General features: G+C 72.2%; 10 protein-coding genes and 2 pseudogenes. 5 read left to right on the top strand and 7 right to left on the bottom strand.

Going from position 1 to position 15,401, the window contains the following annotated elements:
• Window positions 1-120 precede the first annotated feature (120 nt).
• Window positions 121-1,746, top strand: a complete 1,626-nt coding sequence (locus tag ACFYR3_RS27750) for a von Willebrand factor type A domain-containing protein (protein WP_389284940.1) — start codon at window positions 121-123, stop codon at window positions 1,744-1,746.
• Window positions 1,747-1,948: 202 nt separating this feature from the next.
• The gene (locus ACFYR3_RS27755) at window positions 1,949-3,871 is read left to right on the top strand and encodes an AMP-dependent synthetase/ligase (protein ID WP_389284941.1); all 1,923 of its coding nucleotides are present in this window, start codon (window positions 1,949-1,951) and stop codon (window positions 3,869-3,871) included.
• Window positions 3,872-4,014: 143 nt separating this feature from the next.
• Here ACFYR3_RS27755 and ACFYR3_RS27760 read toward each other — a convergent pair whose 3' ends face one another.
• Window positions 4,015-4,389 (bottom strand): rodlin, encoded by a 375-nt coding sequence (locus tag ACFYR3_RS27760; RefSeq protein ID WP_355849701.1) that lies wholly within the window; start codon window positions 4,387-4,389, stop codon window positions 4,015-4,017.
• A 303-nt stretch (window positions 4,390-4,692) separates the two neighbouring features.
• Here ACFYR3_RS27760 and ACFYR3_RS27765 point away from each other — a divergent pair, with 303 nt between their 5' ends.
• The gene (locus tag ACFYR3_RS27765) at window positions 4,693-4,884 is read left to right on the top strand and encodes a chaplin (RefSeq protein WP_355849817.1); all 192 of its coding nucleotides are present in this window, start codon (window positions 4,693-4,695) and stop codon (window positions 4,882-4,884) included.
• Between the two features lie 107 nt (window positions 4,885-4,991).
• The gene (locus ACFYR3_RS27770) at window positions 4,992-5,969 is read left to right on the top strand and encodes a chaplin (protein WP_389284942.1); all 978 of its coding nucleotides are present in this window, start codon (window positions 4,992-4,994) and stop codon (window positions 5,967-5,969) included.
• 611 nt (window positions 5,970-6,580) lie between these two features.
• Here ACFYR3_RS27770 and ACFYR3_RS27775 read toward each other — a convergent pair.
• Window positions 6,581-7,427, bottom strand: a pseudogene (locus ACFYR3_RS27775) (ATP-grasp domain-containing protein); the annotation flags it as partial.
• 277 nt (window positions 7,428-7,704) lie between these two features.
• Between ACFYR3_RS27775 and ACFYR3_RS27780 the strand changes: the two are divergent.
• Window positions 7,705-9,096, top strand: a pseudogene (locus ACFYR3_RS27780) (glycosyl hydrolase); the annotation flags it as partial.
• A gap of 572 nt (window positions 9,097-9,668) precedes the next feature.
• Here ACFYR3_RS27780 and ACFYR3_RS27785 read toward each other — a convergent pair.
• Genes ACFYR3_RS27785 through murJ form a run of 5 tightly spaced genes read right to left on the bottom strand, consistent with a single transcriptional unit; the run spans window position 9,669 to window position 15,329 of the window.
• Window positions 9,669-10,799, bottom strand: a complete 1,131-nt coding sequence (locus ACFYR3_RS27785) for a GNAT family N-acetyltransferase (RefSeq protein ID WP_355849710.1) — start codon at window positions 10,797-10,799, stop codon at window positions 9,669-9,671.
• Window positions 10,796-11,452 carry a lipopolysaccharide biosynthesis protein gene (locus ACFYR3_RS27790; protein ID WP_355849713.1) on the bottom strand — a complete coding sequence of 219 codons (657 nt, stop codon included), beginning with the start codon at window positions 11,450-11,452 and terminating at the stop codon, window positions 10,796-10,798. Before ACFYR3_RS27790 ends, ACFYR3_RS27785 begins: the two co-directional genes overlap by 4 nt.
• 16 nt (window positions 11,453-11,468) lie before the next feature.
• Complete coding sequence (locus ACFYR3_RS27795; RefSeq protein ID WP_355849716.1) at window positions 11,469-12,581, bottom strand: glycosyltransferase; 1,113 nt, start codon at window positions 12,579-12,581, stop codon at window positions 11,469-11,471.
• Complete coding sequence (locus ACFYR3_RS27800; RefSeq protein WP_355849719.1) at window positions 12,578-13,342, bottom strand: polysaccharide deacetylase family protein; 765 nt, start codon at window positions 13,340-13,342, stop codon at window positions 12,578-12,580. Before ACFYR3_RS27800 ends, ACFYR3_RS27795 begins: the two co-directional genes overlap by 4 nt.
• Window positions 13,326-15,329 (bottom strand): murein biosynthesis integral membrane protein MurJ, encoded by a 2,004-nt coding sequence (gene murJ, locus ACFYR3_RS27805; protein ID WP_389284943.1) that lies wholly within the window; start codon window positions 15,327-15,329, stop codon window positions 13,326-13,328. Before murJ ends, ACFYR3_RS27800 begins: the two co-directional genes overlap by 17 nt.
• Between the last annotated feature and the right edge of the window lie 72 nt (window positions 15,330-15,401).

The following is a 15,401-nucleotide window of genomic DNA, read 5'->3' on the forward strand; positions in this document are numbered from 1 at the left end:
CCTCCACCGTGGCCGCTTCGAAATCCTTCCGCAACGCATCCGAGCGCTCGTCCCGGCCCTCTCGGCCGTCACAGTCACATATATCGGCCCACACAAGGGCCGTACGCCGAGGGGGCACAGATGGGGAAGAACCACATACGGACGGCGGCCGACGCGGGCCGCCCATGCGACGGCGCGCGGACGGCGACCCGTCGACGGATCGGCGCCTCGCTGCTCGCGCTGACGGTGGCGGGCGCGGTGCTGCTCACGGGATGCGGCGCGGGCGGCGGAAACCACTCCTCGGACGGTGCGGACAAGTCCGGCGGCCGCAACCTCCCGCTGCCCGCCCCCGTCCAGCCCACGGGCGGCGCGACCGGGCGCGACCAGCAGGGCGAGCAGTCGGACGCCCCCGATGTCACGCCGTCGCCCGACTACCTCTCCACCTTCGCCCTCGACGTCGACACGGCGTCGTACGGGTACGCCCGCCGCACCCTCGCGAGCGGAGTTGTCCCGGACCCCACCACGATCCGTCCCGAGGAGTTCGTCAACAGCTTCCGCCAGGACTACCGACGCCCCGACGGCAACGGCTTCACGGTGACCGTCGACGGAGCCCGCACCGACGACGGACGCTGGTCCCTCCTCCGGGTCGGCCTCGCCACCCGGGCCGCCGACAGCGAGAGCGAACGGCCGCCCGCCGCCCTCACCTTCGTCATCGACATCTCGGGCTCCATGTCCGAGCCGGGCCGCCTCGACCTGGCCCAGCAATCCCTCGACGTGATGACGGACCGGCTGCGCGACGACGACTCGGTCGCCCTGGTCACCTTCAGCGACGAGGCCAGGACCGTGCTGCCGATGACCCGGCTCGGCGACCACCGCGCCCGCGTCCACCACGCGATCGACGGCCTGGAGCCGACCGACTCGACCAACCTCGGCGCGGGTGTGAAGACCGGATACGCGACCGCCGTCGAGGGCCTGCGCAAGGGGGCCACCAACCGGGTCGTCCTGATCTCCGACGGCCTCGCCAACACCGGTGACACGGACGCGGACAGCATCCTCGAACAGATCTCCTCCGCCCGCCGCGAGCACGGCATCACCCTCTTCGGCGTCGGCGTCGGCAGCGACTACGGTGACGCCCTCATGGAACGCCTCGCCGACAAGGGCGACGGCCACACGACGTACGTCTCCAGCCGTGACGACGCTCTCACCGTTTTCTGCGACCGGCTTCCGCAGAACATCGACCTCACGGCACGCGACGCCAAGGCGCAGGTCGCCTTCGACCCCGAGACGGTCGAACAGTTCCGGCTGATCGGCTACGACGACCGCAAGGTCGCCGACCAGGACTTCCGCAACGACCGGGTGGACGGCGGCGAGGTGGGCCCCGGGCACACGGTCACCGCGCTCTACGCCGTCCGCACCCGCCCCGGTGCCTCCGGTCATCTGGCCACCGCGAGCGTCCGGTGGCTCGACCCCGACTCCCGCGCTCCGCACGAGGAGTCGGGCATCCTGGAGACCGGCGCCCTGAGGTCCGGAGTCTGGGCCTCGTCCCGCTCCTTCCAGGTCACCGCCGTGGCCGCCTACTTCGCCGACGCCCTGCGCTCGGGCGACGCCCGCTGGAGCTCGCTGCCCGGTGCCCTCCCGCTCGGTGAACTCGCCTCGCACGCCCACGGTCTGGCGAGGGACACCGAGGACAACGACGTGGCGAATCTCGCCACCGCCATCGACCAGGCCGACGGATTGAACATCTGTGACGCGGACTGCGACAGGTAGTTCGTCTGCCTGCCTGCCTGCCTGCCTGCCTGCCTGCCTGCCTGCCCGCCTGCCCGCCGGTCTGCCCGCCCGCCGTCTGCTAGTCGGCCGGCGGGCGGACGGGGGACCGGCCGCCGGGGACGAATCGTGCGCGGCCCATTGAATTTCTGTTACGCACGGGTAAGTTGACTCGGCGGTAACGACCCTGCGAACGGGAGCCGTGATGGGCGTACGCAAGGATCTGAAGCGGGCGAAGCGGCACGCGGGCCTGGCGAGTCGCAGCCAGGTGGAGCTGGTCAGGGACGAGAGCGGTACGGTCCGCGAGGCGCGCACCGCCCCGCTGGCACCCACCCCCACCACCGGCAGCCAGGCCGACCTGCCGTTCACCAACGCGGCCGAGGCACCCGACGCGGTCGTGCTGCGCCGGCCGCGGGACGGCGGCGGCTGGGCGCCGGTGACCGCGGCCGCCTTCGCCCGCGAAGTCACCGACGCCGCCAAGGGGTTGATCGCGGCGGGCCTCGAACCGGGCGGCCGGGTCGCGGTGATGTCCCGTACGCGCTACGAGTGGACGGTCCTCGACTTCGCCGTCTGGGCGGCGGGCGGCCGGACCGTCCCCGTCTACGCGACCTCCTCCGCGGAGCAAGTGGACTGGATCGTCCGGGACTCGGGCGCACGCTTCGTGGTCGTCGAGACCCCCGGGAACGCGGAGACCGTGGCCACCGGCGTCGTCCGCCACCCCGAACCCCCGCGCGTCTGGCAGCTGGACGCGGGCGCCCTCGCCGAACTCACGTCCCTGGGACGGGACATCACCGACGAGGAGGTCGCCAAGCGGCGCGCCGCGCTCACCCCCGAAACGGTCGCGACGATCTGCTACACCTCCGGGACCACCGGCAGACCCAAGGGCTGCGTCCTCACCCACGCCAACCTGTACGCCGAGGCCGCCAACACGGTCGAGCTGCTGCACCCCGTCTTCCAGCAGATCACCGGCCGGACCGCTTCGACGATCCTCTTCCTCCCGCTCGCCCACATCATGGGCCGCACCCTCCAGATCGCCTGTCTGATGGCCCGCATCGAGCTGGGCCACTGCCCGAGCATCAAGCCGGACGAACTCCGGCCCGCATTGCGGGAGTTCCGGCCCACCTTCCTGGTCGGCGTCCCGTACCTCTTCGAGAAGATCCACGCCACCGGGCGCGCGACCGCGGAGAAGATGGGCCGCGCCGCCTCCTTCGACCGCGCCGACCGCGTCGGCGTGCGCTTCGGAGAGGCGTACCTGAACCGGTTCCTCGGCACGGGCAAGGGCCCCGGGCCCGGCCTGTACGCGGCCTGGGCGCTGTACGACCTGCTGGTCTACCGCCGTATCCGCAAGGAACTCGGCGGCCGCGCCCACTACGCCATCAGCGGCGGCTCCCCGCTCGACCGCGACCTCAACCTCTTCTTCTACGCCGCCGGAATCATCGTCTACGAGGGCTACGGACTGACCGAGACGACCGCCGCCGCCACCGTCGTCCCGCCGCTCGGGCCCCGCCCCGGAACGGTCGGCCTGCCGGTCCCGGGCACCGCCGTCCGGATCGCCGACGACGGAGAGGTACTGATCAAGGGGGGTGTCGTCTTCGGCGCCTACTGGAACAACCCGGCGGCGACCGACGCCGTCCTGACCGGGGACTGGTTCGCCACGGGCGATCTCGGCGCGCTGGACCAGGACGGCTATCTCACGATCACCGGCCGCAAGAAGGACATCCTCATCACCACGGGCGGCAAGAACGTCTCGCCCGCCGTCCTGGAGGACCGGCTGCGCAGCCGCGCGCCCGTCGGACAGTGCCTCGCCGTCGGCGACAACCGCCCGTTCGTCGCGGCCCTGATCACCCTCGACGCCGAGGCGGTCGCCCACTGGCTCGCCGTCCGCGGACTCCCCGCGGACACCCCGCTGTCGGACGTCGTCGGCGACCCCCGGATGCGCGCCGATGTACAGAAGGCCGTGGACCACGCCAACGAAGCGGTCTCCCGGGCCGAATCCATTCGCGCGTTCGCCTTGGTGGAAGGCGAGTTCACCGAGGACAACGGCCTGCTCACCCCGTCCCTGAAGGTGCGGCGGCACGCGGTGACGGCGGCGTACGCGGCCGAGATCGAGGCGCTGTACGGGAGTTGAGGAAGAGCCGCACCGGACGCCGGGTCGGCCCTGAACCGGACAGCGGGGAAGTCCCGGCGCGGACGGAAGGGAAGTCCCGGCGCCGGACACGGGAACAGCGGGCCGCTCCGAGGAGCGACCCGCTGTCCGTGGTGCCGAGGGGGTCAGCTGCGGCTGGCGCCGTTGCCCGACAGGATCGGGATGTTGTCCGCGATGTGCGAAAGCGGCTCGTCGCCCTTGGCCTGGGTGGAGTTCTCGGTGCACTGCTGGTTCTGCGGGGCCGACAGGATCGGCACGTCCTGGACGGCGACCGGGATGAAGCCGATGAGCGAGCCGGCGTTGACCTTGGCCGGCAGGCCGACGCAGGGCTTGTTCAGGGAGCCCTGGATCAGCGCCGGCTGCGGGCTCATGTTGCCGTAGGTGGCCTGGTTTCCGTAGATCTGCGAAGCGGCGTTGCCGTTGGCGGTGGTGACACCCCCGTCGTTGCCGATGGTCAGCGCCTGGGGAGCGGTGGCGGCCGAGGCTCCGACGTCGTACATATGAATTCCGTTTCTGTCGAGTTGACATTCCTGCCCCGGCCGAAACGTTTCTTGTTCGGGAGGAGCGTCTCGCCTGTTGTGGAGCTTCCGTTTCGATCCCGCGCAGGGCGATTCGAGTGAATTCCCAATTGGCGTACGTTCCGTAGTTTCTTCGGTCGTCCGTCCCTCGTTTACAGGCTGCAGGTCGTGGTGCGAGCCAATCAAGTTGTGCTCGCTCGGTTTCGGCCGACAAAAGGGAATGGCCCAGAGAAGGGAAAGCACGTGAAGCACAAGAAGAGCGCTGCTGTCGTCGCCGGCGCGATCATGGCGCTGGGCATGGCTGCCCCGGCCTTCGCGGACTCGGGTGCCGAGGGCGCCGCCGCCCACTCTCCCGGTGTCCTCTCCGGGAACGTGATCCAGGTCCCGATCCACATCCCCGTCAACGTGTGCGGCAACTCGATCGACGTGATCGCCCTGCTGAACCCGGCGATCGGCAACCTCTGCGCCAACGACTGACGTTTCGGCACTTCAGCCGCCCGCGGCTGTGCCATGGCCGGCCTTGGGACCGTCTCTCGGCCCCAAGGCCGGCTTCCTCACTTCTACCAGCAGGAAGACAAACAAGAGTGCGACAGAACCTGAGTAGGGGAGTGGTCCTGGCCGCGGCTGCGACGGGCATCATGTCCCTGTACGCCAGTCCGGCCATCGCGGACTCGAACGCGACCGCGACCGCTTCGGACTCACCCGGCGTAGCGTCCGGAAACAACGTCCAGGTACCGGTGAACGTGCCGGTGAACCTCTGCGGCAACACGGTCGACGTCGTCGCCGCCCTCAACCCGGCGTTCGGCAACTCCTGTGCCAACGGCTCGGGTTCGCACGGCCGGCACGCAGCGCCGCACCACCCCGCCCAGTACGACGCCAGTTCAGTGCACGGCTCGCGCCACGCCCCCGGCCACAGCGGCGCCGACGACTCGGGCGGTGGCTACGGCGGCCACTCGGGCGGTGGTTACGGTGGTGAGCACGGTGGCCAGGGTGGCTACGGCGGCCACTCGGGCGGTGAACACGGCGGCTACGGCGACTCGGGATACGGCCACTCCGGATACCGGGACTCCGGTCACGGAGGTTCGTGGTACGGCGAATCCGGTCACGGAGGTCGGGGGTACGACGACTCGGGTGCCCACCACGGCGGTTGGAGCGGCTCCTCGTCGTACGGCGGGACGCACGGTTCGCCCGGCGTCCTGTCGGGCGACCAGACCGCGGCTCCGGTGGACGTTCCGGTCGAGCTCTGCGGCAACAGCGTGGACGTGATCGGTCTGCTGAACCCCGTGTTGGGCAACGAATGCGCGTCGGAGGGTCACGCGACGACCCCGCCGCATACACCCCCGCGGACGGTCCACGAGCACCCGCCGACGCCTCACGTGTACACCCCGCCCGTGAAGGTCCACGAGCAGCCCCCCGGCATCGTGCACCAGCGGTACACCCCGCCCGCGACGATGGCGGAGACCGGCAGTGAGGGACTGCTCGCCACCACGGCGGCCAGTGCCGCCCTGCTGGCCGGCGGCACCGTGCTGTACCGGCGAAGCCGGGCCGCGTCCCGTCCGTGACGCTCCGCTCCGGGTGCCGGACGCGTTCCCGCGCCGGCGCCCGGAGCGGTTCGCGCGCCCGTCCTGTGCGCCGCCGGAGTCAGCGCCCGGTGCCCAGCCCCCGGTCCGATCCCTGCCGCCGGCGTTCCCCGGGTGCCGGACGCGTTCCCGCGTTGGCGCCCGGAGCGGTTCGCGCGCTCGCCCTGTGCGCCGCCGGAGTCAGTGCCCGGTGCCCAGGCCCCGGTCCGATCCCCGCCGACGGCGTTCCCCGGGTGCCGGAACCCGTCCGCCGCCCGGCCCCGGTCGGAGCGGGGGTCGCCGCGCGGAACCGGCCCGCCGCGCGGTCGTAACTCGGTCGAGTCCGCATTCGCGCCGACAGGCCTCTCCCCCACGGCCGCCGTTACCTCGGCCGCCACCGTCCCGGGAGCCCCGCCCGGCATCCCGGCCGCCGTCCCGGCCCCTCCCTGCATCCCGGCCGCTGTCCCGGCCCCTCCCTGCGGCCCGGTCGTCGTCCCGGCCCTCTTCTGGGGGTCGGTTGTCACCCCGGCCTCCTCCCGAGGCCCGGTCGACGTCCCGAAGGACTCCACCGCCCTGGTTGTCTTCGCCGCCCTGGCCGTCTGCGCCGCGACGACCGGCGTACGCAGCAGGCTGCCGACGTGCTGTGCCGGGCGCAGGGACGCATGGCGAGCCCACCGCCCCCACGTCGCCCGACCGGGGGCGTGGTCGTCCGTCACGTGCCAGGCCAGTTCGAGCCCCGCGGGCCGGGGAAGCAGAGCGTCGAGGGGCGCGTAGTTCTCCACCACGAACGCACGGTCCGGCAGGGCGCCGGTTCGGGCAGCGGACGGTTAGGAGCAGTCGGCTGCCCGCCTCCGCGGTGCGCGGATACAGGGCCTGCGCTTTCTTCGCCGAGCGGACCACCAACGTGCTGCGCAGATCTCTCCCGGCCGGGATCAGCCAGGGGCGGCTCCGCTTGGCCACCAGCGTTGTCCGAGGCGGCAGCCCCAGTTGCCAGGCCGCCGCGGCCGCCTGCGCCGGGCTCTGCGGAATCAGCGTCACCGGGTGCGGAACGCCCACGCTCTCGCAGACGGTGGCCAGTTCGGTCATGTCGGCGACGCGTTCGGCGAGGGCGCCGGACTGCCGGGGCAGCAGGTACCCGGCGGCGAGTTCCTCGCCCAGACGGTTCACGGCGAGGGTGCTCGCGTCATCCATCGGGACCAGTACGGCAGGTCGGGAATCCCGGACGGCCACTCGGCGCAACACCGCGGCGACGTCCGCGACGGACGAACCGGGTGGGGGTGGAGGGTGCATCTCGCTCACAAGACGCGAACCGCGGACGGGACTTCCCGCCGAATCGGCGACGAGGCGTACCTCCACATCAGCCCGGCCGAGTGAGCGTACGGCTCCCAGCGTTCCGTGGTGACAGGGATTCCGGTCGAGGCGCAGCAGCACGGCCGGGACCCGGTTGTCGAGGTTCGGCACGGGCTTTTCCTTCGGGTCGGGCGACACGGTCGGGGAAGGGAACGGGATCGGCGACGGGATCCGAATGGGGGTCAGGATCGGGATCGGCATCGGGATCGGGGGCGCGGTCGGGGTCGGGGGGAATCCGGGACAGGCACGGGTGACCGGGCGGTCACCCGTGCGAGTGATCATCAGGAGCGGAGGCCGGAACCCCCGTTGGCCGAGTGGGGACTTATGTGACTGAGTGTCAGTAATCGGAAATGAAAATCCGAGGATCAAGAGGGAGAGAGGAGCAGGCATGGCCCCACAGCAGCAGCGGCCCCGGAGCGGAAGGCTGGCGTTCATCGCGGCCGGCATCGTCACGTCGGTCGCCCTTGCGTCCGGTCCGGCATACGCCGTGGGCGCCGGGGCGGTGCGGGTCGGTGACCCGCCGGCTCCGACACCCACGGCGGCGACACCGCCCGCGAACTCCTCGGCCATCGGTGGCGTTCCGACCCCGAGCCCGACCGCGCCCCCGAGCCCGACCTCGCCCCCGACCTCGCCGTCGGCATCGGCGTCCACCGAGCCGACCCCGACCGCCGCCGTACCCACGGGGCCCGTCGCGACCCGGGTGAATCCCGCGCCGCCCGTCAAGCAGGCACCCGTCGCGCCGCCCGCCTTCGGCGCCTACCTCGACTACGGCGCCGGGGCCATCGCCCGCATCGAGCAGCTCAGTCAGTGGCTGGGCGGCACCGAACTGCGGGTCGGGCACACGTATCTGCCCGGTGACCGCTGGAGCAACATCGAGGGTGCGCCCGGATTCCTGGACGCCTGGGCGGACTGGCGCCGCCGGCGGGACGACCGGATGCTCGTCCTCAACGTCCCGATGATGGAGCGCAACGAGGAGGGGTTCTCCAACCACCAGGTCCGCCTGCTGCTGCGCGAGGCCGAGACCGGAGCCTTCGACCACCATTTCCGCGCGCTCGCCGAGCGGCTCGTCGAGCTGAAGGTGCCCGACACCGTCATCGTGCTCGGCTGGGAAATGAACGGCGTCACGTACACCCATCGCTGCGGTCCCGACCCGGAGGCCTGGAAGCGGTACTGGAACAGAATCGTCACCGCCATGCGGGCGGTGCCGGGACAGAGATTTCGGTTCGATTTCGCCCCGAGCCGCGGCCGGGACGGCATTCCCTGGACCCAGTGCTATCCGGGGGACGACACGGTCGACGTCATCGGCATGGACACGTACGACCAGCCGTCGGGGCTCTCGTTCGACGAGCAGGTGAAGGAGCCGTACGGGCTTCAGGACCAGGTGGACTTCGCGAAGGCCCACGGCAAGTCCATTTCCTATCCCGAATGGGGTCTCTTCCGGAACGGCGACAACGCGGCGTACATGAAGGACATGCTCGCGTGGATCGACGAGCACAAGCCGCTGTACAACACGCTCACCGACTACTGCCCGCACGGCGTGTGGCAGTGCGAGGACAATCCCCTGGCGGCCCAGGCGTACCGCGCCGCGCTGTCCCACTTCACGGATCCGGCCGCGACCGTTCCGGCGCCGGACGCGACGCCGACGTCCGAATCTGCCTCGACGCCGACATCCGAGTCGACACCAGACCCGGTCTCGACGCCCACGCCAGACCCGGTCTCGACGCCCACGCCTGAGCCGGCTTCGACACCCACCCCGACGCCCGAACCGGCTTCGACGCCCGAGCCGACTCCGACCCCGACATCCGAGCCGGTCTCGACGCCGACGCCCGAGCCGGTCTCGACCCCGACGCCCGAGCCGGCTTCGACGCCCGAGCCGGCCAAGACCCCGACGTCCGAGCCGACCCCGACACCCGAGCCGGTCTCGACGCCGACGCATACTCCCAAGCCGTCTCCGACCCCGACCCCGACGTCCGAGCCGACGCCGGCCAAGACCCCGGCTTCCGAGCCGGCTTCCACGGCGACGCCTACTCCCAAGCCTGCCTCCACGCCGACCCCGATGCCCGAACCTGCCTCGAATCCGACACCCGAACCTGCCTCGAATCCGACACCCGAACCTGCCTCGAAGCCGACCCCGACACCCGAGCCGACCCCGGCACGTGAGCCGGCCTCGAATGCGACGCCGGACCTGGACCTGGACCCGGACACGTCCGCGTCCCCGGACACCTGTTCGTCGCTGGACCTCGGCGACTGGGTGGAGTCCTGGATCGGCGGGAAGGTGTGCGTGCGTCTCGACTGGTGGTCGCGCGACTGGTGGTCGGGCGACTGGTGACACCCGGGGTGGCGGCGGGTCGTTCAGGGCCTGCCGCCACCGCGCTCCTTCCAGCTCCGCAGCAACTCCTTGCCCCGTCGGCGCGCGGCGACGTCGCAGATGACCACCGACATCAGCGGCGCCGTACGCCGACGGGCGAGCAGCAGTCGCTGGTTGACGACGGGATCCGGGCGCCAGTGGTGCTTGTAGGGCTCGTCGCCGCGCAGCAGGCTCAGCGTCCCGCGGCCGCCCCCTTCGGTGTGCCGGGAGCACGCGTCGAGCAGTATCACCGCCACGTCCGCCTTGCGCTCGCGCAGCCGCGGATGGGCCCCGTACAGATAGCCGCCCGCCAGGCTCCGCGACAGCACGGTGAGGTCCACGGCCATCACGGTGTCGTCGAGCCGGAACTCGGTGACCACCGCGTTCCCTGACCGCACCATCGGGCCCACCGAGCGGACCAGATGCTTCGAGAACCGTTCCTGGAGGTGCTCGGACGTCACCTTCCGGCCCTCCCACTGCAACCGGTGCAGTTCGAGCAGCCGGCCGAGGGCCGCGTCCACCTCGTCGTGGGCCACCACCCGCTGCTCGATCCCGAGCGCGGTGTGTTTTCGCAGTTTGGCCCGGACACGCTGCTGGGCCTTGGCCGAGGGGAGGCGTTCCAACAGCCCGTCCATCGAGGTGGCCGGCAGCTCCAGGCACAGGGAGTCCTGGAGCCGACGGCGCGGTCCGAGCCAGCGCTCGTAGATCCGCTCCACCGCGCCGCCGGGGCGGACCTCGCGGAAGTCGATCAGCGCGGTGCGGGCCGCGGCCGACAGGCCCTCGGTGAGCGTCGCCGCCGCCCGGTCGGCGTGCTCGTCGTCGAGGAGCACGTCCGCGTAGTCGGAGATCGCCCCGCCGAGCGGTACGAGCGTCGGCAGTGGACGGCGGGTCCGCATCAGCGGCGCGACCGCGAGCAGTTCATCGCCCTCGCGCACGACCACCAGACACAGTCGCCCCGGCGTCCCGTAGGACAGCCACCAGGAGTGCAGCCAGGCGTGGCTCTGGAACGCGGTAGCGGCGCCGCACCGGCGGTACAGGCGCCCCCAGGGCGCCGCCAGCTCGGCGAACTCCCGCTCGTCGCTGATGAGTTCGGCTCGTGCGGTGCGCCGTACACCGGCCTGGAGCGCCCCGCTCACAGCTGGCGGTGCGCATCGGCGGCAATGGCCGGGTTCGGCACCGAGGCAGGGCGGGTGGTGTCGCCGGCCCGCCGGGGACGGACCAGCAGCACGAGCCCGCCGAGCAGCCCGCCCGCGCTCGCGCCGACCAGACCCGTCACCGTCGGGGACGGCGAGGACGCCGAGGTCGGCTTCATCGCGCGGGAGAACGACACGAGTTCGACGTGGGTGCTCTTCTGGCTCGCGTTGGCGTGCTGGGTCAGTGAGCGGGTGACGGCGTTGGCCATGTCGGCGGCCCGGCCGGGGTGCGAGGAGGTGGCCGAGACGGCGACCATCGGAGCGTCCGGGGAGGTCGCTGTTTGCACGCTCGTCTCCAGGGTCTTCACCGGCACACCGGCCCACACCTGCGCGTCCCCGAGCACCGCGAGCTGCGTGGCGACCCGGCCGTAGGCCTGGGCGAAGCCGAGCGCGGCCGACGGATCACCCTTCTCCGTCGGTACGGCGATGACATAGCTCGTGGCCGTGTAGGTCGGCGTCTTCACCACGCCGTACGCGCCGCCGAGCACGCCGCCGAGCACGGCTCCGGCGGCGAGCAGCGACCACGGCGGCATGGTCCTCGCCCGGGAAAGGGCCGAACCCGAGGAGCTGTGGCCCCTGGTGAGGTTTTCGGACATGTGGAACTCACTCCAGTCAGGTGCGCGAGACAGCGGCCGCGTACACGTCCATGAGCTGTGCGGCGCTGCGGGTGATGCAGTAGTGGTGGGCCGCCTCCGCGGCCGAGCGGGGGGCGGGGCCCTCCGCCCGGACACCGGTCAGGGCGCGGGCGAAGCAGTCCGTGTCGCCCCGGACCCGGACGGCACCGCCGACGGCCTCGGGCGGCAGGTCCTCGACGGCCGGGCAGGAGACGTACAGCACCGGGAGTCCGGCCGCCAGCGCCTCCACGACGGCCAGCCCGAACGTCTCCTCGGGGCTGGGCGAGGCGAGGACGTCCATGGCCCCTATCAGCGACGGCAGATCGGCGCCGGGAAGGCCGCCGGTGGGGCGCTCGCCGGTGAACAGGACCCGGTCCGCGACCCCGGCGTCGTGCGCCGCGCGCCGCAGCACGCTGTCCTCCGTGCCGCCGCCGACCAGCAACAGCCAGCAGTCGTCGGGCAGTTCGGCCAGCACGCGGATCAGGACGTCGAACCGCTTGTCCGCCGTGAGCCGGCCGACGCCGCCGACGACGTAGGCGCCCTCCGGCAGTCCGAGCCGGCGGCGGGTGCGTTCGCGGAGCACCGGGTCGAAGCGGAAGCGGGCGATGTCGACGCCGTTCGGCACGATGTCGATGCGCGGTCCGGGCACGCCCCAGCGGCGCAGCCGTTCGGCGACCGTGGGCGAGACGGCGACGGTGGCACGGCCGAGCCGCTCACTGGCCAGATACAGGGCGCGTACGCCCGAGCTGAGCCGGCGGCCCTCCATCTGCGAGTCGCCGAGCGAGTGCTCGGTGGCCACGACGGCCCTCACCCCGGCCAGCCGGGCGGCGAGTCTTCCGTACACGCAGGCCCGGTAGAGGTGGGTGTGCACGAGGTCGTAGCGGCCCGCGCGGATCACCTTCACCAGGCGGGGGAGCGCGCCGAGGTCGCGGTTGCCGGTCATGCCGAGATGGATGACGCGCACACCGTCGTCGGTGAGCCCGTCGGCGACCGCGCCCGGGTTGGTGAGCGTCACGACGTCGCATTCGACGGGCAGATGCCGCAGCAGCAGCCGCAGTTGCTGCTCGGCGCCGCCGACGCCGAGACCGGTGATGATGTGCAGCGCTTTCATCGGCCCGCCTCGACCGGGCGCCGGCGCAGGCGGTGCAGCTTGTGCTTCAGGAACAGGCGTACGGGGGTGTCGTTCTCGCCGATGTGCACGCGGGGGAGGGCGTGCGGGCCGGTCAGCGGGCCGGGGTCGATCGCGCAGCCGTAGCTGTATCCGGCCTTGCGGACGGCGTCGACGACCCGGCGGTCGACGGTCCCGTACGGGTAGCAGAAGCCGCTGACGGGAGCACCGATCAACTCCGAGAGCACCGCTCTGCTTTCCGTGACCTCGGCATGCAGCACGGCGTCGTCGGCCTTGGGCAGATCGACATGGGTGAGTCCGTGCGAGCCGACCTCCATGCCCTCGGAGGCGGCGGCGAGCCGGATGCCCTGCTTGCTCAGCAGCGGCTTGCGGGGGCCCAGCGGATCCCAGGCGTTGTCGCCGCCGAGCCGGCCGGGCAGGACGAAGAGGGTGGCGCCGAAGCCGTGACGCCGCAGGAGCGGGAGGGCGGTCTGGACGAAGTCGGCGTACCCGTCGTCGAAGGTGAGGCCGACCAGGTCCTGTCCCCGGCCGCGGGCGCGGGCCGCGAGCAGGTCCGTCATGCGCACCCCGCGCAGACCGCGCCGGCGCAGCCAGCCCAGCTGCTGGTCGAGTCGGTCCGGGGAGACCGTGATGCGGTACGGGTCGTCGGAACAGTCCCCGACGGAGTGGTACATCGCCACCCAGGGCGGCGCTTCGAGGGAGCTCGTGCCGGTACGTCTGCTGCTGTCAGCGGAAACGGGCATACGGAACCCTTCGTGTGACGGAACGGAGTGCGGATGCGAACCCCTCGACCCGGAAGGCCCAGGCCAGCAGGGTGAAGACGACGGTCACGACCGTGCCGCCGACGACGAGTCCGAGCAGCGGGGAGTCCACGCGGCTCGCGCACAGACCACCGGTCACCGCGGCGGCCAGAGCGGCCCGCAGCGGTTTGCCGAGCTCGGCCACCACCTTCCGGGTCCGGATCGGCACACTGCGCGGCCCCATGCCGTACAGCAGGAGCAGGGCGCTGAGGGTGATGCCGGTCGCGTTGGCGGCGGCGATCCCGCACACCCCCCAGGGGCCGACGGCCAGTACACCGATCCAGCAGGTCGCGACGATCCCGGCGGTCATCGCGAACAGCGGGTACCAGGTGGGCCGTCCCGAGGAGAAGTACGAGCGCACGAGCGCGCCGACCAGGGTGTGGCCCAGCAGCCCGAGGGCGTACACCCGCATGACCGCCGCCGTCGCCTGCGTGTCCTGGGCGGTGAACGCGCCCCGCTGGAACAGCAGTTGGATGATCTGCGGGGCGCACGCGACGACCGCCGCCGTGCCGAGGAGCACCGTGCAGGAGACGAGCGCCAGATCGCGCTCCACCCGGTCGCGGGCCCGCTCGGTGTCGCCCTCGGCGATGGCCTGCGCGACCACCGGGAAGGTGACCGTGCACAGCATCAGCGAGAGCACCATCGGCATCTGCGCCACCTTCTGGGCGTAGTTCAGATGCGAGATGGCCCCGGCGGGCAGTGAGGAGGCCAGGAAGCGTTCGACGAGGACCTGGGACTGCCGGCACAGCGCGAAGAGCAGGACCGTGCCGATGAGGGTCAGATCCATCGGGCGGGCCGGCTCTCCGGCCGGTGCCTCGCCCGCCGACTTCCCGCGCCGCAGCTGCCGCCAGAGCGACGGCCCCTGCGCCACCACCATGAGCGCGCCGCCGACCGCGACACCGAGGGCCGCCGACCGCACGCCCCAGCGGGTGCCGAGGACGAACATCGCCGCGATGATCCCGGCGTTGTACGCCACGTAGATCGCCGCCGGCGCCACGAAGCGCCGGTGCGCCCGAAGGGCCGCGCTGCAGTACCCGGCGAGCCCGAAGGAGAACACGCAGGTCGCGGTCAGCCGGGTGCAGTCCACCGCGAGCCGGGGATCGGGCAGGCCGGGCGCGAGCGCCTCGACCAGGTACGGCGCGCCCGCGATCAACAGCGCCCCGACGGCCGCGAAGGCCAGCGTCAGCCGGGGGAGGGTGGCGGCGACCAGCGCGCGCACCGGATCACCGGCGGCTCCTTGCGCGCGCCGCGCCACGGCCATGCTGAAAGCCGGGATCAGCACGAAGGCGAGCCCGTCCTCGATCAGCAGCGTCGCCGCGAACTCCGGCAGCGTCCACGCGACGAGGAACGCGTCCGTGTCCGACCCGGCCCCGAACAGATGCGCCAGCGCCTGGTCCCGGCCGAGGCCCAGCAGTGCTCCGGCGATCGAGAGGGCGATAGTGACGAGAGCGGCCTTGGCCAGGAACCGGTTGGAGGCAGCTCCGGGCTGACCCGCTCCCTTTGGGGGATCGGGGGGGTGTACGGCGGCGGAGGCGGACGTCGGCGAGACGGTGGTGGAGTCGGTGGAGGAGCCAACGGAGGAGCCAGTGGAGGAGCCAGTGGGAGTGCCGGAGACGCGGGCGGACGCGCGGGCGGAGGGCAACCGGAGGACGGACTCGACACCGGCCCTTGTTCCCGCGCCGGCTCTTGTCCTCGGCCCGACTTCTGTGCTCGGGCCGGCCCCTGTCCTTGGGGCGGCTTCTGTCCTCGGGTCCGCTCCAGCCCTGGCGCCGGGCCCTTTCCTCGCGCCGGACCGTGTCCCCGTGCCGCCCCCTGTTCCCTCGCCCAACGCTGCCCGCGCGACGGCCCCTCCCCCCTTGCCCGCCGCTGTGTCCGCGCCCACCCCTGCCCCCGTTCCGGCACCCGTTCCGGCACCCGCACCTGTGTTCATCCCCGTCCCCGTCCCCACACCCATGTCCGTCCCCGTCCCGACGCCTGTCCCGCACCCATGTCCGTCCCTGTG

Source organism: Streptomyces sp. NPDC005784 (assembly GCF_042871525.1).
GTDB lineage: Bacteria > Actinomycetota > Actinomycetes > Streptomycetales > Streptomycetaceae > Streptomyces.